At 34.3% G+C, this 24814-nt stretch carries 5 protein-coding genes and 1 pseudogene; all 6 read right to left on the minus strand.

The features are described 5' to 3' along the window. Positions 1-46: 46 nt before the first annotated feature. Complete coding sequence (locus BMX53_RS14925) at positions 47-9220, minus strand: hypothetical protein (protein ID WP_074747286.1); 9174 nt, start codon at positions 9218-9220, stop codon at positions 47-49. Beyond that, positions 9221-10225 carry a hypothetical protein gene (locus BMX53_RS19300; protein ID WP_063175479.1) on the minus strand — a complete coding sequence of 335 codons (1005 nt, stop codon included), beginning with the start codon at positions 10223-10225 and terminating at the stop codon, positions 9221-9223. Between the two features lie 672 nt (positions 10226-10897). After that, positions 10898-12430: an L-type lectin family protein gene (locus BMX53_RS14935; RefSeq protein WP_063175478.1), complete on the minus strand. Its 1533-nt coding sequence runs from the start codon at positions 12428-12430 to the stop codon at positions 10898-10900. A gap of 76 nt (positions 12431-12506) precedes the next feature. Then, positions 12507-22763, minus strand: a complete 10257-nt coding sequence (locus tag BMX53_RS14940) for a hypothetical protein (protein WP_244154524.1) — start codon at positions 22761-22763, stop codon at positions 12507-12509. A 195-nt stretch (positions 22764-22958) separates the two neighbouring features. Continuing rightward, entirely contained in the window at positions 22959-23420 is a 462-nt protein-coding gene (locus tag BMX53_RS19305; RefSeq protein WP_242651226.1) for a hypothetical protein, read from the minus strand. Between the two features lie 575 nt (positions 23421-23995). Beyond that, positions 23996-24814, minus strand: a pseudogene (locus tag BMX53_RS19135) (hypothetical protein); the annotation flags it as partial.

Here is a 24814-nt window from a genome sequence, read left to right on the forward strand (position 1 = left end):
TAATTATTAAGCTCAAAGAAGGCAATATGCCTTCTTTGAATTCTAATTATTTTTTAACCTCTAAAACAATATTAAAAAATGTTCTTCCTGTTGGTTTAACATCTTTTTTAATTGTATAGAACATATCACCATACACATTGATACTTACATTAGAAAATACATCTTTATCATAGTATGTAACGTGATAATATAGTTCATCATAATCTAAAACAGGTAGATTACCTCCATTAGACCCAGCACTTGATACCATTGGTTCGCTAAATTGATCTTTATAAACATTGTATAAATTAAGATTACTTGATGTTCCTGATATTACTTCTACATATACAGCAGGTAAATAAAAGAATTTTGGCATACTTGCTTTATCACTACCTCCTCCTCCTTTAGCAGGTTGGAACGAAGCTCCACCTCTACCATCAGCTGTAAGTACATAACCTTCATCTGCATCATCAGAGTCTATTTTACTACTATCAACACCTTGGTCTTGAATAACAACACCATGTACTGAATTTCTCTTTATCTGATCATATCCTACTGCATTTGTCGCTATTTTTCCATCAACTACTGCTTTATCAGCCAAATGTTCTGTATCAATAGATTTATTAATTACTTCTAACTTTACATCTTTTAATACTGCTCCATTGCCATTAATAGCTTTAATTGTTGAACTTGGATCAATATCTCCTACAGAAGTGTTTCCACTTTCTACTTCAGACCAATAAGCTCCTTTACTTCCATCAGAAGTTAATACTAATCCTTTTTTAATATTTCCTGAGTAAACTTTATCATCCGTTACTGCCCAATCTTTTAATTGTTCTGTGCCTACAGCATTATTTGCTATTTTGGCTTGAGTAACTCCTTTATCCTTTAACTCCCCTGTACCAACAGCTTGATTGTCAATTTTAGCTGCTGTAACAGCTTTATCTGCTAATTCATCTGTTCCAACAGCTTTGTCTGCAATTTTTACTGTTGTAACAGCTCCATTATCAATTTTAGCAGTTGTAACTGCTGTGTCTGCTAATTCAGCTGTACCTACTGCTTTATCTGCAATATGTTTCGTTTTAATACCACTATTTTTAATATTAATACTAACCGATTTCAATAGAGCGTCATTTCCATTTTTAATATCAAACAGACTTGTATCTTCACTTGTAAAGTTTCCTGTAGAAGTATTTCCTTTTTCTGCTTCAGCCCAATAGGCTCCTTTACTTCCATCTGAGGTTAGTACTAAGCCTTTTTTTATTTCTCCTGAATATATTTTTTCTTCCGTTACTGCCCAATCCATTAATTGAGCTGTATCAACAGCCTCATCTGCAATTTTATCTTTTGTAATAGCTTTTGCTTTAATAACATTAGTATGAATAGCACTATTTTTAATTTGGTTATATCCTACTGCATCATTTGCTATTTTTCCATCAACTACAGCATTAGTCCCTATTTTTTCTTTCGTTACAGCATTATCTGCTAACTCTCCTGTTCCAACTGCTTTACTAGCAATCTGCTTCGCTGTAACAGCATAATCAGCTATCTCTGTTGTACCTACAGCTTTACTTGCAATTGCTCTTGCATCAACAGCTCCATCAGCTATTTTTTCATTATTAATTCCTTTATCGGCTACACTAATAGTTACATCTTGTAAAGTTGCATTTTTTCCTCCTTCAATTGCAATACCTGCTCCTTCAGCGATGTCTTTTCCTGAACCTGCTAAGGCATCAGTTACACTTTTAAACTCAGCTCCACCTTGTCCATTAGCAGTTAAAACTAAACCACCACTAACATTAGCTCCTATCTTATCTGCTGTTACTTCTCTAGCTGCAATATGCTTGTTTTTAATTCCTGATTCTTTCACAGAAATACTTAAGTCCTGCAATGCAGCTCTATTTCCAGAAGTCATAGTCAGTGAACCATCAGCCGACTTTACTTCCTTACCTTGTGTTTTTGCAATATCAGATAATCCTTTAAAGGCAGTATTTCCTTTACCATCCGCAGTCAATAATGTTCCATCACCTGCATCTTTTCCTGCTACTTTAGAACTAATCTTATCATTAGTAACAGCATTTACTTTGATGTGTTTATTATCTACACCTGAGTCAGCAATTTCTATACTTGTTGCACTTAACACAGCAGCTGTACCACCCGTTAACTTAATAGAACTATCTACTACTAAATTAGAGGCTTTCCCTTCAAATACAGCTTCATTTACTTTCTTATATTCTACTGTTCCATCACCATTTGCTGTAAGTATAGTATTATTAGCAGCATTAGTAGTTCCAACTTTTGAAGTCATCTTAGACGTATTAACAGCTCCATCTGCTAATTTAGTTGTATTAATACCTCCATCTGCAACATCTATTTTAGCCTTAGCTAATACTGTATTTAGTCCATCTCCTTCTGCGAAAATTAAAGCTGTTCCTAATGTAAGATCTTCTCCTCCTGCTTCTACAGCTTCTTTCTTCACATAATCAAATCCTCCATTACCATCAGTTACTAAAAGATAATCTCTCTCTGTACCTTTTGAATTTAACTTATCTTTTGTGATACTGTTGTCTTTAATACCAATCTGAGCATCAGCTAATAATGTATTAACTCCTGTACCTTGTACTAACTCGATAATATTATCTGTTGTTAAATTACCCGCAGTATTCGTAACGATATCACCAAGCTCACCCCATTTTACTGTACCATCTTTCTGGCTAATCATTACTCTTTTTTCTCCGACATCTTTAGATGAGATTTTATCAGCTGTAACTGCTAATTGATCTATCTGAGCATTCTTAACTGCGTTATCAGCTAATTGTTTGGTATCAATACCTTTATCTTTAATACCTAATGTAACATCAGACAATACAGATTCATTACCTCCTACTACAGTTACAATGTTATCTGTTGTTATTGTTCCTTTGTTAGCAAAGTGATCAAAAGTTGGCAATTGATAAGTTACCGTCTGTCCATTAGATCCTACAGTAGCAACAGCTCCTTCTGGTGCATTTCCTCCATGTAGTTTGGTTGCTGTAATCGAAATATCTTGAATTCCTAACGTAACATCTGCTAATACTTTATCTACTCCATTATCAGAGACTGTAATTCCATCAGTTACATTAATTTTTCCTTTATTAGCTAATAACTGTGTAGAAAGTGGCGTATAAGTTACCACACCGTTATCATCAGCTAAAGCCACACGATTAGCTACACCAACTCCAGCAGTTAATTTACCTGCTTCAATAGTGTTATTAGCTATATTGCCATTCTTAATAGTTTCTGCTGCAATATGTGTTCCCTTAACTCCTCCTTCATTAATCTTAAGAGTAACCTTTTTATCTTTATCTCCAAAAAGAACATTCTCTCCTCCAACAACAATAAGTGAATCATCACTTGCTATATCACCTTGCATAGCAGAACTAATAACTTTACTAGTATCAGTGAACTTAGCATTACCTGAACCATCAGCCATTAATACAGCTCCTTTATTAGCTCCATCAGAATTAATCTTGTCTGCTGTAACTGCAAGATTTTGAATATGAGATGTTGCAATACCATCTGCTTTTACTTGTAGTCCTAACTCCTGTAACAAGGCTTTTGAAGCATCACCAGTAACTTCTAATGAATTATCTACACTAAGCATTTGCCCTGTAACTACCATAGTCATAGGTTGGTATTTTACTGTACCATCGGCTTGTACAATTGGCACGTAATCTGCTTTATCAGCTCCTGCAAATAATTTATCTTCTGTAATCGCTCCAGGAGCTACTTTAACTGATGTTACTCCTTCATTCTTTAAAGAAATAGACATTTTCTCTAAAACAGCTTTCTCTCCACCTATTACTTCAATTGCAGAATCTCCTAATACTTTTTTACCTTGATTTGCTACGATATTAAAGATTTGTTCTTGAACATTAACCTCTTCGAGTAACTCTTTAATATTCTTAATCACTGTTTCTTTAATATCAATTGTTGCTAAAGGATCTGTACTATACTTATCATAGAAAACATACTTCCCATCAACAGGATTCTCAATAGTTAACGTATTAGCATTAAACAATACTCCATTACCTACTTTATTTCCGTCTTTATCAATATCACTTTCGTTGTAATAGATAAACGTACCATTATCTTTAGGCTCTAAAAGTGTTATTTTTTCATTCCCTTGAACGATTTCTTTGATGATATCACTTGAACCATCTACCCACTGCGCTTTATTCCCTTCGTTAGTAATCAATAATTGTTTAGCAGCTCCTCCTTTTATTTTTTGTGGAGTTACAGCTTCATCAGCAATACTCAATGTCATTGGTTTAAGTACTCCATCTGCTACGCTTACATTGCCATTAACTAAGATACCTTCTCCTGATAAAGCAGCTTTTTCTATATCTATATTTTCGATTTTCTCTATTTTGGCAATCAAATCAATAATAGCTTCTTCAACACTATTATATTCATTCTTAATATCACCTTCAAAAACGATTGATGTAGCACGTGTATCTATTATTCCAATTAAAGATTTTTTTGATTTATCATGAAACTCATAAACACCTTTAGTAGAACTTTTTATAGTAACTGTATTCGCATCAAATGTTATTCCTTTAGCATCTGTTAAAGGTTCTCCCTTACTATTTACCTCTTTTTCGTTGTAGTAAGTAAATGTTCCATCCTCATTATCCTTTAAAAGAGTAACCTTTTCGTTAGCATTGAAAATAACTTTGATGGTCTCATCATTACTATCCATCCATCTAACTATTCCTCCCTTATCTGTTCCTAAAAGTGTATTATTCTTTCCTGGATCTATTTTTCCAAGTGTAACAGCTTTATTCATGATCTTAGTTGTTACAACTGAATTGTCAGCTAACTTTTCTTTAGTTATACCAAGATTTGTAATATCAATCGTAACATCTTTTAAAGCTGCTTTATCACCACCTTCTACAGAGATAGCAGCTGCTCCTGAGATTGTTTTACCACCTTCGCCTAATACATCTCCTAATGATTTAAACGCTGCTCCACCTTTTGCATCAGACGTTAATACTAAACCAGCTCCTACATCTTCTGATCCTATCTTATCAACTGTTACTGCTTGATCATTTATATATTTGCTTTTAATTCCTTTATCAGCAACATCAATACTTAAATTTTGTAAAGCAGCTTTATTTCCAGCAATTTTTAAAGATTTCTCTTCTGAAATAATAGATTTTCCTTGTGTAGTAGCAATTGTTTCTAAACTTTGGAATACTGCATTCCCTGCTCCATCAGCAGCTAATACTGTACCTTTTGCACTTGTTTCTGAACCAATCTTAGCAGCGATTACCGCTCCGTTATTAATATGCTTCGTTTCTACTCCTGACTCAGCAATACCAATTGTTAAGTCATTTAAAACTGCTTTATTATTTGCAGGTATCTTTAATGATTTGTCGGATTTAAGGTCTACACCTGCACCTTCAAAAACAGCATCGTTTATCTTTTTGTACTCAACATTACCATTCCCATCTGCAGTTAATACTGTATTTACATCTGCATTGACAACACCTACCAAAGAAGACATTTGCTCTACTTTTACAGCACCATCTGCTAATTGAGTAGTAGTGATTCCTTTATCTTTAATCTTTATTCCTGTATCTGCCAATACTGATGACTTACCATTACCTCCTGTAAATTCTAATCCAGCGCCTAAAGTCAAGTCTTCTCCTGCTTGTACAATACTCTCTCTATTAACATACGTAAATCCTCCATTAGCATTAGTAACCATAACCATTCCAGGTTGAGATCCTATATTACTTAATTTACCTATCTCAATTGTTTGATCTTTTATCTTTTGATTGGTAATACTATTATCATTAATACTAAGTACCACATCTTTGAATAAAGCATTTTGTCCGTATTCAGCTACAGGACCACTTGTTCCTTTAATCGCAATAATATTATCTGATGAAGTTAAGTTACCTGCTGCATCTGTTACAATATCGTCTAACTCTCCCCATTTAACCACTCCATTCTCGTCAATAACCATCACTCGCTTAGGAGGCTCATTTGCTGCAGATATCTTATCTACTGTTACAGCTCCTGCTGCTATTTGATCATTAGTCACTGCACCATCTGCCAACTGCGCTGTATTAAGACCTTTATCCTTAATTTTTAAATCTAAAGCTTTTAGAACTGATGCAGTACCATCTCCATTCGTTATCTCAATAATACCATCAGTAGTTAAAGCTGCTTTATCTGCAATATTTGAAGTATTTACATTCTGATAAGTAACAGTACCATCTGCGTTTGCAGTTGCTACAGTTCCTGGAGTTGCTCCTTCTGCACTTAACTTAGTTGCAGTAACTGACTTTTCGTTAATTCCAAGTTTTACATCAGCTAATACTTTTCCTGTTCCATTATCTACAGAAACAATATTATCTGTTGAAATATTTCCTTTGTCACTAATACTACTTGATGTAATTGGCAAATAACTAACTGTACCATCTCCATTTGAGGTTGCCACAGTACCTAATTTTGCTGCGTCAGAACTTAATTTAACAGCATTAATAGTTTGATCTTTTACATTTTCACCATCAATTGTTTTATAGCCAATATGGGTTCCTGTAACTCCTCCTTCATTAATGGTAACTATTACTTCTTTGTTTCCAAATAAAACATTCTCACCAGCTCCTTCTTTACCATCTTTACCTATAATTTTAATAACTCCAGACTCTCCTTGCAAGTCACCTTGCATTGCTGGCGATATAGCCTCTGTTGATGTTTTAAATGATGTACCTTCCAATCCATCTGATGTAAGTATTGATCCTTTCACTGCACCCCCTGAACCAATTTTATCAGCTGTTACTGCAAGTGCTTCAATATGATTATTCTTAACTCCATCTGTATTGATATCAATATCAATCTCTTCCAATACAGCTTTATTCCCTGCTTCTATAGATAAAGATCCTTTCTTACTAGTAATTTCTTTTCCTTTATTAGCTACTGTAGTATAAATACTATTTTGTACGTGTGTATCCCCTAATATCTCATCAATATTATTAATTACACTCGCTTTTACATCAATAGTTCCAATAGCATCATCTTGTGATTTATCATAGAATTTAAATACACCTGTTCCTTTTTTATCTACTACTTCTTCTTCTATTCTTAAAGTATTTGCATCAAAAGTAACTCCAGGAACACTTTCTATACGTTTTCCATCTTTATCAAAACAAGCTTCGTTGTAGTATGTAAATGTACCTTTACCTGAGTCTTCTATATAAGTAATATCTTGTTTGCTGTTTAAGATTTCTTTGATAATATCATCCGTAGCATCTATCCACTGAACTTCTCCTTTTCCATTCGTTACTAAAAGTTGTCCTTTCTTCTCTCCGGGAGCTATTTTATCAGTAGTAATTCCTTTTGGAGCTACAGCAACCTGCATTTCGCTTAAAACTGCTTTATCTCCACCTGTAATAACAATAGAGTCATCTCCTGGTGTTGCTGCCTTACCTTTTGCAGCAACTTTATCATAAATAACATTGATAACATTTTCATTCTCTACAATTGCACCAATATTATTAATTACATCTGTCACAACATCTATATTCATCAATGGAGCATCTATAGAAGTCACTCCATCATAAAAAGTATAAACTCCTTTTCCTGGATCTTTCTGTGTAATTACTAAGGTATTTGCATTAAAAGGAACTCCTTCTCCTACAATTACATTTCCATTTTTATCGATAGCTTTTTCATTGTAGTAAATAAATGTACCATTATTAGCGCTTGTGTCTAAAATAGTTACTGTTTCATTAGCTTTAACAGCTTCTTTAATTACCTCATCAGTAGCATCTACCCATTTTACCTTATCGCCTTTAGTTACTAAGATGTATTTATCTTTTCCTGGAGCTATCTTATCTTCTGTAACTCCCTTAGGAGCTACAGATATTTTTGTATTTACTAATACTGCTTTTTCTCCTCCTGCATCAACAAGAATAGAGTTATCACCTTTCTCTAATTTTTTTCCTTGAGCAGCAACTACTTCAAAGATTTGCTCTTTTACATTTTGATTTTCTAAGATCTCATTAATATTATTAATTACTGTCCCTAAAATATCAATCTCAGCTAAAGCAGTTCCTGTTTTAGTCTTTCCATCACGGAATACATATTTTCCTTTACCATCATCAGTAATGGTCAATGTATTTGCATCAAAATGTACTCCTTTTCCTGTGATTACATTTCCATCTTTATCAATACCTTTTTCGTTATAGTAAGTAAACGTACCATCATTAGCATTTGTATCTAATACAGTAACAGTTTCGTTTTGTTTTACAACATCTACAATTACTTGATCAGAAGCAGGAACCCAAGTAGCCACATTATTTTTAGTAACAAGGAGGTACTTATTTACCCCTGGTTCAATCTTAACTGGAGTTACTGATCTGTCTCTTAATTTATAAGTAGTAACTGCTCCATCAGCTATTTTCTCCTCAGTAATTGCACCATTTCCTATAGTTAAAAGCATCTCTTTTAATACAGCTCCTGCTAATGTAGGGTCTCCATTAATCAAAATCCCCTCTCCTTTGATATCTGCAGGTTTACCTTGAGCTATCTCTATCTTCTTAATGATATTTTCGATTACCTCTTGAACGTTATCTCCTTCTACTACAGAATTATCACTATTATCAAAATGAATTGAGTTAGCACGAGTGCTTATTTCCATTAAAGGGTTTTCAAAAGAAGTCATTCCATCATAGAACACATAGATACCTTTTTCTTTAGCTCCCTCCTTCTCTTTTATTCTTAAAGTATTAGCGTCAAAAGTTACTCCCTTATTTTCTATAGGAAGTCCAGTTTTACTATCGATTGCTTTTTCGTTATAATAAGTAAATGTACCGTTGTGATTTTCTTCTAATATAGTTACAGTCTCATTATTCTTTACTGCTTCTTTAATTACCTCATCAGTAGCATCTACCCAGACTACTTCTCCTTTTGCATTGGTAATTAAAATCTGTTTATTACCTCCTGCTTTAATTTTCTCTGGAGTTACTGCGCCATCAGCTATAGTTAAAAGCATTTCTTTTAACACTGACTCTGCTAATTCCTCTTGACCATTAATTAGGATTCCATCACCCTTTAAAGATGCTGTTGATCCATAAGCAGTCTCTATCTTCTCAATAATGTTCTCGATTACCTCTTGTACATTATCTCCTTGAATTATTGTAGAACTATTGTCAAAAATAATTGAACCTGCACGAGTGCTTATTGTCATTTACGGATTACCTAAAGATGTCTTTCCATCATAGAATACATATACTCCTTTTTCGTCTTTTTTCTCAACGATTTTTAATGTATTAGCGTCAAAAGAAGTTCCTTTACCTTTTATTTCTTTTCCGTTTTCGTCAATTCCCTTTTCATTGTAGTAAGTAAATGTACCATCTTGTCCATCTACTAGTAAAGTAACTGTCTCGTTATTCTTTACCGCTTCTTTAATCACCTCATCAGTAGCATCTACCCAAACTACTTTACCTTCTGCATTAGTAATTAAGATCTGTTTATTACCTTCTGGTTTAATCTTATCCGTTGTAATTCCTTTAGGAGCAACAGCAATTTGCATTTCATTTAAGACAGCTTTATCACTACTTCCAGCTAAAACAATAGATTGGTCAGAAGGAGTTATTGCTTTACCTTCACCAGCTACTACATTATATATTTCTTGTTTAACATGTGTATCCCCTAATATTTCTTCAATATTATTAATCACACTTCCTGTTACATTGATAGTTTCTTCTACTCCATCCTCATTAGTATAAACATACTTCCCACCTTCTTTAGCTGTAATAGTTGTAATTATATTTAATTCTTTTCTATTAGTACGTACTATGTGACCTTTAGTATCTTCTAATACTAGCTCCTCTCCATCTACAGACATAACCTTATTTCTAGGAAAATGATCTGAATTATCAATAATATCTTGAGTATTTATTAATCTTCCCCATTCATTACCATTCCAATAGTAAAAACCAGGAGTTATGTCTTTTCCAGTATTTGTATTATACACTAATAAGCTTTCAGCAACATCCCCATTGTTAATATTAGATTTATCTCTTAAGCCTTTTAAAGGAATACGAGGTATCAATAATCCTCTATAATCTTTATCATCAGCTTTTAACTCTAATAATGCAGAACGATGTGGCGACTTTACCCCAATACCTACTTGAGAAAAAGCTAACCCGCTCATCATTAAAACCCCAATAGTAATTACTCTTTTTTTCATATCTTTTTAGTTATATCCCATTATAAATTTACTTAATTAATGATAATATCCTAAGTCATTTTATGTCACCATAAAAAACATAATAAACTATTTTTTTAGAAAAAATCATTTAAAAAACTAGATTTATTATAGTTTAGTTGAAATAGACTTAAAAAGTCTTTTTAACAACTTATTTCTCGTGTAATTTTCAATAATCTTTAAGTTGATATTTTCATCATTACACTAAAAATAATTGCTTAAGATTAACTTCTATAAAAGCACTGAGTCTATTTAATGCTTTTTAAAACGTAAACACTAACTCATTGAATTAAACAATTCACATTTTTTCAGTTTACCTTAAGAAAATCTCTTTAATCATTAATCTTTTAGAGTGAAAACAAAAACCATACCACAAAAAACAATTAAATTATTCTTCATATTTTAAATCATTATTTATATTAATTATAATAAGAACCAATAACAAACACTTTTTAATGCAAAATAAGCATATTATTCACTTATTGCATTTTCTTTATGATATGTGAAAAGAATAACAGAGAGTAGTACAATTATTAATAAAAAAAACACTATTCACCACTTCAATATCTCAAATCAACTTACTTTATGCATAAAAAAAGGAAGCTTAAAGCCTCCTTCTATTTATTATATTTTTATTACCTCGTAATTACCTTATTAATCATCTTCCGGTTCCACTTTCACTCGAATTGGTAAACTTGGGTTTACCACTGATTTACAATATTTGGCTTTTACCGTTATTTTGGTTAGTCTACTGCGATATGCTTCATCAGAGAAAGGGCCTCCTTTCCCTGTATCTTCACTCTTGGCAGAGATATAAATACTATATTCTCCTTCTTTCATTTTTTTATTTTCAGGAGTAAAGAATAAAGTAGCATTAGACTGCCCTCTATAAAAATCCCATTCTCCTACTCCTGGTTCATCATAAATTAAACTAAAATTGCCATAATCATAATCTTCTCTTACATAATCTACGGGTCTTCCTTCTTCGTCTTCCAAAAGAATAGAATCTAAATCTATGTGTCGAAATGTATCTCCTTGTGCCATATCTCCCCAAGTTCCTGTATAAAAAACAGCTCCTTTAAAAGGATCTTTTAATGTAACTCCTTCTGTATTATCATTCTCTGCTAAACACAAAGTGATTACTTTATCTATGGTTTCAGGTGTATAATTTAACTGAACTCCAAATCCTCTTATCATGTGTTTTTGGGTTGCTTGCCCAGTAGTTGCAGTAAACCCCAATCGCATGGCTTCTGGAGCAAGAGATTCAAAATTGTAAACTGATCCATTTTCATCTCTTGTCTTAGTATTATTACGGATTCTTATGGATCCAATGGTATAATATAAATCTCCAAAATCTCTTAATGAGGCGCTGATACTCCAACCTTCATTCCCACTATCTTCCGGATAAACAGACATTCTAATCCCATTATATCTAATGTATTGACCATAGTCAGTTCGAACATTTCCTACACCAGAAGCATAATCTGTTTCATAATCTCCTGTTGTTGAATTCAACTTCGCTTCAATAACATCTGATTTATTCATCCAACCATCTGTTGATCGCGAATAAAGAACAGGATAACCTTTATATCTATCGTTCTTGTGCTGTCCTCCACGAAAGGTAATAAAACTACTATCGTGTTTAAACGGTACATTATAAACTCCTTCTCTTTTAGTGCTTGACGAAGTTCCTCTTAATTTAAAATCTCCACTATTGTCAAACCCTATCCCAAGATAAGCACCACTTAATCCCGCTTGTTTAGTACTTCCGTTATTGTACACATACCCTAATCCTGTGCCACCACTTCCTAAATTAAAATTTGCATCCTTATCAAATAAAAACATCGTCAGTCCTTCACCATATTCCCCATTAGCAGGAGTACCACCAAAAGCAGCATATTCAAATTCAAATTCAAAAATATAGTTCTTTTTAATGATCAAATCATTAAAATAGAATCCACTTATGGTATTTTTAGTATCATCTGTCAAGAGTATTCCTTCATCTGTATAGCGCTTACTCCCCGTTGGAGCACCACTTCCAATAGACTCTGTAATACGACTTGACTTAGAGGTATTCTCAAAATCGATATAATAGGGAAACATCCTTCCTTTATACGTTTTTACTTGTCCAAAAGAAACTTGAGCAGTTAGTATAGCAAGAAGTAGTATAATTATTTTGTTTTTCATCGTTTTAGTATAAAATGATTTAATTCCTCCTTTATTACATAGACCAATAAAGGAGGTTTTCTATAATCAGACAATATTATTGCAATTGCATGACCACATTAAAATAAGTTGCTTCTGTAACTTCTGCATTTCTTTTTACATCGTATTTTAATACCCCTGTAGCGCTAATGCTTACATTTTCGAAAACAGCTTTATCGTAATACACTACAAAGAAATCTAAATCACTTGCTGGATATACATTCAATTTAGCGCCTGCACGAGAAGAAATTGGGTTTGAATACTGATTGCTATACATATTATACATATTATACACATTTACAGTATTTCCTTTTGTATCCAATGTTACATCCACCACAAATGATGGGGCATAGAAGAATCCTGCTCCTCCTCCTTTTGCTTTTTCAAACGTAGCTCCACCGTTACCATCAGCGGTTAATACGAAACCTTCTTCGGCATTGTTTGAATCTATCTTTTCTGCTGAGATTCCTTGATCACTAACTGCTCTACCATAAACAGCCCCTGCTCTTAGTTGGGCATTATCGATAGCATTACTTGCCATATTTTTATACTCTACAGTATTATACATAATATGATTCCCTGTAATACTTCCACTAACAATTCCCAATTGTACTTCTTCCATTACAGAGCCTGTAGCTCCTTTTGTAGCTTCTATCGTCGAAGATTTTGTAATATTCTTTTTCGCAACACTACTTCCCGTAGGTGCTTTAAACGCTACTGTACCTCCTGATTCTACCGTTAACACATGTCCTGTTGTAGCTGTACCTGCTGCTATTTTTGCTACTGTTACCGCTTTATCTTGAATAACCGTTCCTCTAACAGATCCTGCTTTTAATTGTTTAAAATCAACAGCATCATTAGCTATTTTTTCTGTTGTAATAGCTAAGTCTTTAATCTTAGATGTTAAAACTGCATTATCTGCAATTTCTTTATCTTTAACAGCACCTGTAGCTAAAGCTCTTGAACTCACAGAACCATCTGCAAAGTGTTTTTCTAAAATACTTTTAGCAACCAACTTTTCACTATTAACAGCATTATCAGCCAAATGAGCTGTATTAATAGAACCAGCATTAATATCTAAAGTCACCTCTTTTAATACAGCATCTTTTCCATCAGAAACACTAACCACAGTACTACCTTTTAACTCTCCTTTGGTTACGCTTTGTGTTGCTACTTCTTTAAAGATCACTCCTCCTTTTCCATCAGCAGTTAATACTTGTCCTGATGGTGTTATACCTTTATCATCTTTAGATGCCAATTTAGCTACAGTAACATTCTTATTTGCTATTTTAATTGTTGTTACAGCACTGTCTGCTAATTCAAGTTCAGATACTCCACCATGTTTAATACCCACGATAGCATCATCCAATAAAGCATGTGCCGCACCTCCACCACTAATAACAATTCCTGTACCTGCTACTAATTCTTTTCCAACTTCTAAAACAGATTCTTGAATGCTTCTAAACTCTGTTCCTCCTTGTCCATCAGCAGTTAATACGTAACCATCTGTTGTGTCTGGTGCTCCAATTTTATTTACTGTTACTTGTTGATCTGCAATATGTGCATTCTTTACTCCACCACTTGCAATACCAATCTCCAATCTTTCTAATCCTGCTTTGTTTGTCGGAATATTTAAAGTACCATCTACAGACGCAATAGCTTTACCTTGTGTTTCTGCTAATTGCTCTATCGGTTGGAAGCGTGCTACACCATCTTCACCAGCCATTAATACTGTTCCTTTTGCTGCTGTTTCTGCATTAATTTTATCAACAGTTACCGCCTGATCTTTTAAGTGCTTTGTCTCTACTCCTCCTTCGGCAAGGCTAATATGTGCTTCTTTTAACAAGGCTTGATTATTAGCTGTAACTTTAATAGAAGAGTCTGTTAGTAAGTTAGCTCCTTTTCCATTAAACGCTGTTTCGCTTAACGCTTCAAAGCTTACTTTTCCATCTCCTTTAGAAGTTAGTACTGTATTTGCTAATGCAGCCCCCGAAGACATCTTTTCTACGGTTACAGCTCCATCTTTCAGCTTAGTATTGTCAACCCCTCCTGCTGCTACATCAATTGTTGTTTCTACTAATACAGCATTTAATCCATCGCCTTTTGTAAATTGAAGAGCACTACCTAATGCTAAATCTTTTCCTCCTACTTGTACAGCTGTTTGGTCTACTAAATCAAAACCACCAGCATCATTAGATACTAATATTTTATCTTTTCCTGCAGGTACACCATTCTCTTTAGAACTCAATTTATCTTTTGTAATACTGTTGTTCTCTACACTTAAATGAACATCTTTTAATAGGGTATTTTGTCCATCCGTTGACATTTTAATGATATTATCAGTTGTCAAATTACCGGCAGTATCTGTAACAATATCTCCCAATTCACCCCATTCTACTGTACCGTCTGCCTTAGTTACTAAAACACTTGCAGCATTTACTCCTGCTGCTGATATTTTTTCTACGGTTACTGAACCTTCTGCTAATATTGCATTCTTTACTGCACCATCTGCCAATTGAGCTGTATTAATTCCCTTGTCTTTAATACTCAACTTAACCGTTTCTAATACTTTTCCTTTACCACTGTCAGAAGCAACAATTACATTATCTGTAGTAATATCTCCTTTGCTTCCCAACTGGTTTGCTTGTATTGGTTGGTAACTAACTGTTTTACCATTAGCTCCTACAGTTGCTACTGCACCAACAGGCGCCCCCGCAGCATCTAACTTACTTGCTAAGATAGAATTATCTTTAAGTCCTAAAGTAACATCTCTCAATACTGCTGCAGCTCCATTAACTACAGACACTCCATCTGTAACATTAATAGTCCCTGCACTCTTAATCATTGTGTCTGCAGCAATCGTTTGGTAACTTACTTTTCCATCCTTATCTGCCACTGCTACTCTGTATTGCTCACCTGCACCAGCGGTTAATTTATTAGCTGTAATGGTGTTTTCTGCAATATTGATTCCTGTAACTGTATTACCTGCAATATGTATTCCTTTAATTCCACCTTTTTTAATAGACAAAGATGTTTTCTTAGTTTCATCTCCAAACAATACATTCTCTCCACCTGCAACTGCAATTGACTCATCACCTTCCAAATCTCCTTTCATTACTGGAGACACTGTTTCTGTAGTTGTTTGGAAGGCTGCCTTACCTGACCCATCAGCTGTTAATACAGCACCCTTTTGTGTACCTACACCTGATCTAATTTTATCGGCAGTTACTGCAAGATCTTGAATATGTGTTGTACCAATACCTGATTCACTTACCTTTAACTCTAAGGCTTGTAACAATGCTTTTGACGTATTTCCTGACGCTGTTAACGAGTTATCTACTGTAAGCATTTCTCCTGTAACCACAGCTGCCATTGGTTGGTATTTTACTGTACCATCGGCTTGTACTACTGGAACATAACTTGCTTTGTCTATACCTGCAAATAATTTATCTTCTGTAATTGCTCCTTTGGCTACTTTATCTTTGGTAACTCCACCATTCTTTAAACCAATTGTCATTTCGTTTAAAACAGCTTGATCTCCATTTATTACCTCAATAGAATCATCCGTTAATACTTGTTTTCCATTAGCTGCAATAGACTCATAGATTTGCTCTGTTACCGTGTTTTCGTTTAAGATTTCAGTAATATTTTCTACTACTTTACCTTTCACATCTATCACACCTATCGGTTTCTCGTTCTTTTTGTCGTAGAATTCATACGCTCCTTCGGCGTTAACTCTGATTTCTAAGGTATTGGCATCAAAAAGTACTCCGTCATTCTCATCAATAATATTACCGTTTTTATCAATTGCTTTTTCATTGAAATAAGTAAACGTACCGTTATCATTATCTCTCAACAGAGTAACTGTTTCTTGTTTGGCAACTACTTCTTCTAATACCTCATCTGTAGCATCTACCCACTCTACTTTTCCTTCTTTATTGGTCACTAAAAGCTGACCAATAGCTCCTGGTTTCATCTTAGCAGTAGTAATTCCTTCATTAGCAACAGAAAGCTTCATAGCATTTAATACTGCTGTATCTCCATTGGTTACTTTTATAGAACTATCTTCTGCAGTAACCGCTTTTCCTTGTGCGGCTACTGATTCGAATATTTGTTCTGTAACTGTAGTTTCTTTTAAGATTTCTGTAATATTCTCTATTACACTTGCTTCTACATCTATAGTAGCAATAGGGGTATCCTGAGACTTATCGAAAAACTCGTACTTACCTTCTGCATTTTTTATTATCTTTAGTGTATTCGCATCAAAAGTAGTTCCCTGAGCTCCTTGTTTGATATTTCCTTGATTGTCTACCTCTTTCTCATTGAAGTAAGTAAATTTCCCATTCTTATCATCACGCAACACAGTCAACGATTCGTTTGCATTAACAATAACACTTAATACGCTATCGCCTGCATCCATCCATTTTACTGTACCGCTTTCATCTGTAGCTAAAACTTGTCTTCCTTTTTCTCCAATAATCTTAGCAGCTGTTATCGTTTGATCTTGAATCTTATCAGTAGATACCGCACTATTTGCCAACTTAGCCTCTGTAACTCCCTCGTTTTCGATACTAATTGTAACATCAGCTAAAGCGGCATTATCTCCACCAACTACTGCAATTCCATCATTTCCAAGCATTGGTTTTCCAGAAGTTCCAATCACCTGACCTAAGGTTTTAAACTCTGCTCCACCATTAGCATTAGAAGTCAACACTAAACCAGCTCCTTTTGTTGTTCCTATTTTATCTTCGGTAACTGCATTAGCTGCAATATGGTCTTTCTTAATTCCGCCTTTTGCAACTTCAATATTCAAACCTTGAAGAGCTGCTTTATTTGTCGGTATAGTTAAAGAAGTAGAAGTAATTGCTTTTCCTTGTGTAGCAGCTACCTCATCTAACTTTTTGAATAAAACATTCCCTTGTCCATCCGCTGTAAGTACAGTACCATCTAAAGCATTTACTCCCTCCAATTCTGAAGTAATCTTTTTAGTAGTTACCCCTCCGTCATTCAACGAGATATTCATTGGAGTCAACACTGCTTTATCTCCACCCGTTACCTTGATTGCTGTATCTGTTGTAACCGCTTTTCCATTAGCTACCACAGACTCATAAATATCGTTTTGTACGCTATTGTCGTTTAAGATTTCTGTAATACTATTTATTACTGATTCTGCTACATTAATGGTTCCTATTAATCCTTTATCTGATTTATCATGGAACTCAAATACGCCAGTTCCTTTGCCATTGCCATCTTTTATTTCAGTAATGGTTAATGTATTCGCATCAAAGGTAATTCCTGCAGCTCCTGGTTTAACATTACCATGTTCATCAACATCTTCTTCATTATAGTAAGTAAACTTACCATTACCTAAATCTGTTAATAGTGTAATTCTTTCGTTTGCAACAACAATCTCATTAATAATGCTATCCGAAGCGTCTACCCACTCTGCTTCTCCATTTTCATTGGTAATCAAAAGCTGTTTTGCACTACCTGCTTTTATTTTTTCTACCGTTACGCTTTCATTTGCTATTTGAGCTGTTGTTACCGCATTTGGTGCAATATGTTTAGTTACTACCCCACCTTCAAGAATACCTATTGTTGTTTCTTTTAGTACAGCTTTATTACCTAAAGGAATAGATAACGATCCATCTGATAATAAGTTTGCTTCTGTCCCTTCGAAGGCTGTGCTATTTAATTTTTTGTACTCTACTGTTCCATCACCTTTGGCAGTTAACACGCTGTTTTCGGCAGCATTTACAGCCCCTATTGTAGAAGACATTTGTTCTATTTTTACAGCACCATCCGCTAATTGAGTAGTTGTAATTCCTTTGTCTTTAATCTTTATTCCTGTATCTGCTAATACCGCTGACTGACCATTGCCTGTTGTAAATTCTAATCCAGCACCTAATGTCAAATCTTCTGCTGCCTGTACAATACTCTCTCTATCAACATACGTAAACCCTCCATTAGCATCAGTAACCATAACCATTCCAGGTTGAGATCCTATATTACTTAATTTACCTATTTCAATTGTTTGGTCTTTTATCTTTTGATTAGTAATACTATTATCATTGATACTAAGTACTACATCTTTGAATAGAGCATTTTGTCCGTATTCGTTTACAGGGCCACTTGTTCCCTTAATAGCAATAATATTATCTGATGAAGTTAAGTTACCTGCTGCATCTGTTACAATATCATCTAACTCTCCCCATTTAACCACTCCATTCTCATCAATAACCATCACTCGCTTAGGAGGCTCATTTTCTGCAGATATCTTATCTACTGTTACAGCTCCTACTGCTATTTGATCATTAGTAACTGCACCATCAGCTAACTTCGCTGTCGTAATTCCTTTATTTACAATACTCAGTGTAGCTTCTTTAAATAAAGTTCCCGCTTGTTCAGAAGCTCCCCCTACTTGAATAATACCATCCGTTTTTAACGAAGCCGCATTAGTTGCAACCTCTGTGCTTGTTAATGACTTATAACTTACTGTTCCATCGGTATTAACTGTTGCTACATGTCCTGCTAAAGTACCATCAGCCACTAATTTAGCAGCTGTTACTTGTTTATCATCAATATGAGTTGTTTTTACTCCACTTGGAGCAATTCCCATATTCAACCCCTCTAAACCTGCTTTATTATTTGCCGGAATAGCTAACGAACCATCAGTAGAAGTAATTGCTTTACCATCGGCTGCTATTTTCTCGTAGATTTCATTAACTACAGTATTATCTTTTAATATTTCGTTGATATTCTCTATTACTGTACCAGCTACATCTATAGTTGCAATAGGCACTGTATCGCTTGTTCCATCAAAAAACTCAAATACCCCAGTTCCTTTACCATTGGTATCTAACTTTTCATTTATCGTTAATGTATTAGCATCAAACGTAACTCCTGCTGTACCGTTCTTAATATCAGCTTCATTTTTGTAAACAAATTTGCCATTACCTAAATCTTGTAAAATTGTAATTGTCTCATTTTCCTTTACAGCATCATCAATAATAGCATCTGTAGCAGGTACCCATTGTGCTTTACCATCTTTAGTAGCTAATAAATACTTGTCTGTAGTACTTGGTGTAAGTTTAGCTGGTGATACTTTTCCATCTGCTAAACCTAAGGTAACATCTGCTAATACTTTTCCTGTTCCATTATCAGATGCTGTAATTCCATTAGTTGCAATAATACTACCTTTGCTTGTAATGGCACCTGGTGTTAATGCTTGGTAGCTTACACTGCCATCTGCATTTACTGTTGCTACAAAGCCTTTTTCTGTGTCTCCATCAGCTACTAATTTATCTGCAGTAACTGATTGGTCTTTTATCTTAGCAGTAGTAATAGCACCCATTCCTAAATGTCCCGCTGCTATTCCTCCTTCGTTAACAGAAAGTATTACTTTCTTTTGTGCATTTCCGAATAACACATTCTCTCCTGCACCTGCTTCATTTCCATTTTCGTCAACCAATTTAATTACTCCATCTCCCTCTAAATCTCCTTGCATAGCAGGTCTTACAGATTCTGTAGGCTTTTGGAAAGATGCTTTGCCTTTGCTATCGACTGTTAGCACATCTCCTTTTGCTGCATCTTTAGTGTTAATTTTAGCCACTGTTACTGCTTGATCTTGAATATGATCAGTTTTAACTCCATCTGTTTGAATGTTAATAGTCACTGCTTTCAATGCTGCTTTATCACCACCTGTTATTGCAATTGAACTATCTGAACTGCTCATTTTTTGACCATTAGCAGCCACTTGTTCTAAGATTTCATTCTTTACCTCTTGTGTATTCAGTATTTCAGTAATATTTTCAATTACGGTACCTGCTACATCTATTGTTGCAATAGGCAAAGAAGTTGTAACTTTTGTTCCATCGTAAAACTCATATACTCCTGTTCCTTTACCTTGCACATCTTTTACCTCTTTTACTTCTAATGTATTTGCGCTAAACTTTGTTCCGGTAGCTGTTGGCTTGCGATTGCCATTGGCATCATAATCAGCCTCATTAAAATACGTAAACGTACCATCTTTATGGTCTATTAACTCTGTTACTGCCTGATTTAAAGAAAGAATCTCTTTAATATCAGCATCTGAAGTACTCATCCATGCTACCTCGCCATTCTTGTTTGTTACTAAAAGTTGTCCTTTAGTTCCTGGTTGTATTTTAGCAGGTGTAACTCCTTTATTAGTAATAGAAAGTTCTAATTTATTCAATACAGCTTTATCTCCGTCTCCACCTACTGTAATAGACTGATCTGGAGAAGTTACTGCTTTTCCTTCGGCTGCTATTTTTTCATAAATCTCATTAACTACTGTATTCTCTTTTAAGATTTCATTGATATTTTCTACCACTGTACCAGCAACATCAATTGTTGCTACAGGAGTATTTTTGCTTCTACCATCGTAAAACTCATACTTCCCGTCAGCAGTTGATTCTATACGTAAGGTATTAGAGTCAAAAATAACTCCCCCTCCTATAATATTGCCATCCTTATCTACTGCATTCTCATTATAATACGTAAGTGTACCGTTACCTTCATCTTTTAAGATGGTAACCTTTTCTTGTGTAGTTACTATTTCTTTAATAATATCATCTGACGCAGGTACCCACTCTACCCTACCTTCTTTGGTTGCCAATAGATATTTATCTGTACCTGGTTTTATTTTCGCTTCTGTTACCCCTTCGTTGGCAATTTCTATATTTAGCGCCTCTAAGCCTGCTTTATTATTAGCAGGAATTTTTAGTGATCCATCATTAGAAGTAATTGCTTTTCCTTGAGCGGCTACACTTTCATATATTTCTTTCTTTACTTCTGCACTTAGTAATATCTCTGTAATATTCTCTATTACACTTGCTTCTACATCTATAACACCAATAGGATCTGTTTTACTTGTTCCATCATAAAACTCGTATTTACCCTCTGCATTTTTTACAATCTCAAGCGTATTTGCATTAAACGTAACTCCTGCTCCTATAATATTACCATCCTTATCTACTGCATTCTCGTTATAATAAGTAAACGTACCATTACCCCCATCTTTTAAGATTGTCACCTTTTCTTGAGCAGTTACTACTTCTTTAATGATATCATCTGATGCTGGCACCCATGTTGCTTTTCCAGCCTTAGTCACTAAGATTTGACTATTTTGTCCTGGTTTAATCTTCTCTTCTGTTACTGCTGCATTTTTAAGTTTGTGAGAAGTAACAGCTTCGTTCTTTATTTTGCTTGTTTCAACAGCCTCGTCTGCTATAGTTAAAGTCATTTCTTTTAACACAGCATCTCCCACTTCTTGTAGTCCATTTACCAAGATACCATTCCCCTTTAGGGCAGCAGGTTTACCTTGTGCTACTTCTATTTTTTTGATGATATTATCGATAACATCTTGTACATTTTCGCCTGGAATAGCGTTTGATTTATTTTCAAACACAATAGCATTTGCGCGAGTACTAATAGTCATCAAAGGTTTGGCAAGAGAAGTTTTACCATCGTAAAAGTCATAAATCCCTTTTCCTTTTGGTCCTTCTTTCTCTTTTATTCTCAATGTATTTGCATCAAAAGGAATTCCTTTTGTTTCGTCTAAACTACCATCTTCTAAAAAGGCATCTTCGTTGTAATAAACGAATGTTCCCTCTGCTTGATTAACTTTTAATACAGTTACTGTTTCGTTGCTATCTACAACCTCTTTGATAATATCGTCTGAAGCAGCTACCCATTGAGCTTCTCCATTTTTTGTAATCATCAAATAATTATCTGTACCTGGTTGTAATTTGCTTGGTGTAATCCCCTTGTTTGTAATAGATATTTGCATTGGATTTAGCACTGCATGTTCGCCGCCTACTATAGCAATGGCACCTATTCCTGTTGCCTCTTTTCCTTCGGCTGCTATTTTCTCGTAGATTTCATTGACAACTGTATTCTCTTTTAATATCTCGTTGATATTCTCTACTACAGTACCTGCTACGTCTATTGTCTCCACAGGTGTATCCTTACTCCTTCCATCATAGAATTGATACTTACCCTCAGCAGTAGCTACTATACGCAACGTATTAGAATCAAAAGTACTCCCTAGTGATCCTTCTATAAACTTACCGTCTTTATCAAAGCACGCTTCATTAAAGTAAGTAAGTGTTCCATTCTTATTGTCTTGTAGTAAAGTGATAGCTTGATTTAAAGTCAAAATCTCTTTGATTGATTCATCAGTTGCACTCACCCACTTTACTTCTCCCTTATCATTGGTGATTAAGAAAGTGCCATTAGCACCTGGAGCTACTTTATCAGTTGTAATTCCACCTTTAGCTACAGAAATTTGCATTGGATTCAATACAGCTTGTCCGCCATTGTCTATTTGAATAGAGCTATCCTTTGGAGTTGCTGCTTTACCATCAGCTGCTATTTTCTCATAGATTTCTTTAGTAACCTCTTCATTTATTAGTATTTCTGTAATATTCTCAATAACACTACCTGTTACGTCTATATAACTCTTTTCTCTAGCCTCATTAATATATTCTTATTTTCCACTTTCTATCTCTTTGATAGTGGTAACAATATTTAAATCTTGAATTGGAGTTTTTACAGCATGGCCTCTTGTATCTCTTAGTACAAGTTGATCCCCCTCTTTTCCCATTACCTCATTCTTCGGAAAATTATCAAGATTATCAATTGCATCTTGATTATTTAATAGTCGCAACCATTCTTTCCCTTTCCAATAGTAAAAACCTGGAGTTAATCCATTGCCATCTGTTGTATTAAAAACTAATAAACTCTCTGCTACATCTCCTTTATTTATCTGTGATACATCTTTAGAATCCTTTAAAGGAATACGAGGTATTAACATCCCTCTATATTCTCCTGCACCTGCCTTTAATTCTAATAATGCAGAACGATGAGGAGCTTTTGTCCCAATACCTACTTGAGAAAAAGCCAAACCACTCATCATTAAAACTCCAATAGTAATTACCCTTTTTTTCATATCTGTTTATTATATTTTACTATAAAAGTAATCAATTATTAACAATACAATATTCAATAAAATCTTATTTTTACATAAGTTAACCAACATATCAACAACAATTAACAATAATTACTCAATAACAATCCTATATTAACAATAAAATATAAATCCATTACACTTTATATAGGTTTTCCGTAATTTATTTGATAATTTTTATTTTTTCTTAAAATTTAATAACTATAAGATTTCCTTCTAAACACTGTCTATCGAAGTTAATACCTCACTTACTGACACACTAACTACAATAGCATTAAGAAAGACTGAAAGTATATAATCTCTATCCCCTCTAATTCTTTATACAAAATGCTGACATCTTCAATATTTAGTGCAATTACAATTCAACATTACTCTTCTTTTTAATTAATAAATACTCTTTATCTCCTATTCTTTATTCCATAACTACAGTAATACATTTGATACCTATTCTATATACTCTATTTAAAAAATTTACATCACCATATTTTACATATAAAAACCCCCTTATAGGATTGATCCTATAAGGGGGTTTAAGTAATATACTATATCTTTAATTCTTAATTCACATAACTATCTTTAGACGCATACTTTAAGACTACTCTATAATCAGCAGCTACAGGAAGTGTCAAATACATTCCATTTCCTCCAAATCTGAATGTTAATTTTCCACCTGTTGCAGTTCCATCTGTTACAGAACTCATTACCAATTTTTTGTTTTTATCAAAAATGTGTACACTCAATAAATAGTCAAAATCAGCTGCTATTGGCACAGTCATTTCTGAATTATAAGTAAGTCCTGTATTAGTAGTAGGTGCTATCACTGCAGCTGTAGGTATGGTAATTGAATATACTTTTTTACCATCTATAGCCTCATTTAATAATGTTGCTGTACTAGTTACATTAACCGCTTTAGATTCCCATTTTGGTTTACCTGTCTCATCCGTTACTATGTGTTGATTCTTACCAGAGATAATAGCTAATTTATCTACTACTACACTATTATTCTTAAGACTTAATGTTGTTGGTTGCATTACAGCACCCACTAAAGAAGTTACTGTAGAAGAAGCATCTCCTATAACGATAACTCCGTCAGTAGTTAAATCTTTCTTAGTCGCTATTAGATCTTTCTTAGTCCAAGTAGGTACACCTCCAGCTCCTGTAGTTAACACTAAATCTGCTTCTTCCCCTTTAGCTAACTTACCAAGAGTCACTGCCTCATCTTTAATCTTTAATGTAGTTACAGCTGAATCTAAAATCTTAGTTTCTGTAACTGCACCTACAGCTAAATGTGTATCAGCAATACCCCCTGCTTTTACTTTTAATTCTGTATCAGCTAATACTGCTCCTACTCCACCTATTAATTCAATTGAATTATC

Source organism: Myroides marinus (genome assembly GCF_900109075.1).
Classification (GTDB): Bacteria; Bacteroidota; Bacteroidia; order Flavobacteriales; family Flavobacteriaceae; genus Flavobacterium; species Flavobacterium marinum_A.

Bases quoted from the DNA above. Each gene is read 5' to 3' on its own strand.
- BMX53_RS14925 (WP_074747286.1), bottom strand. From the start codon at position 9,220: ATGACAATAAGCACTCGTGCAGGTTCAATTATTTTTGACAATAGTTCT.
- BMX53_RS19305 (WP_242651226.1), bottom strand. From the start codon at position 23,420: ATGAAAAAAAGGGTAATTACTATTGGAGTTTTAATGATGAGTGGTTTG.
- BMX53_RS14940 (WP_244154524.1), bottom strand. From the start codon at position 22,763: ATGCAAATTTCTGTAGCTAAAGGTGGAATTACAACTGATAAAGTAGCT.
- BMX53_RS14935 (WP_063175478.1), bottom strand. From the start codon at position 12,430: ATGAAAAACAAAATAATTATACTACTTCTTGCTATACTAACTGCTCAA.
- BMX53_RS19300 (WP_063175479.1), bottom strand. From the start codon at position 10,225: ATGAAAAAAAGAGTAATTACTATTGGGGTTTTAATGATGAGCGGGTTA.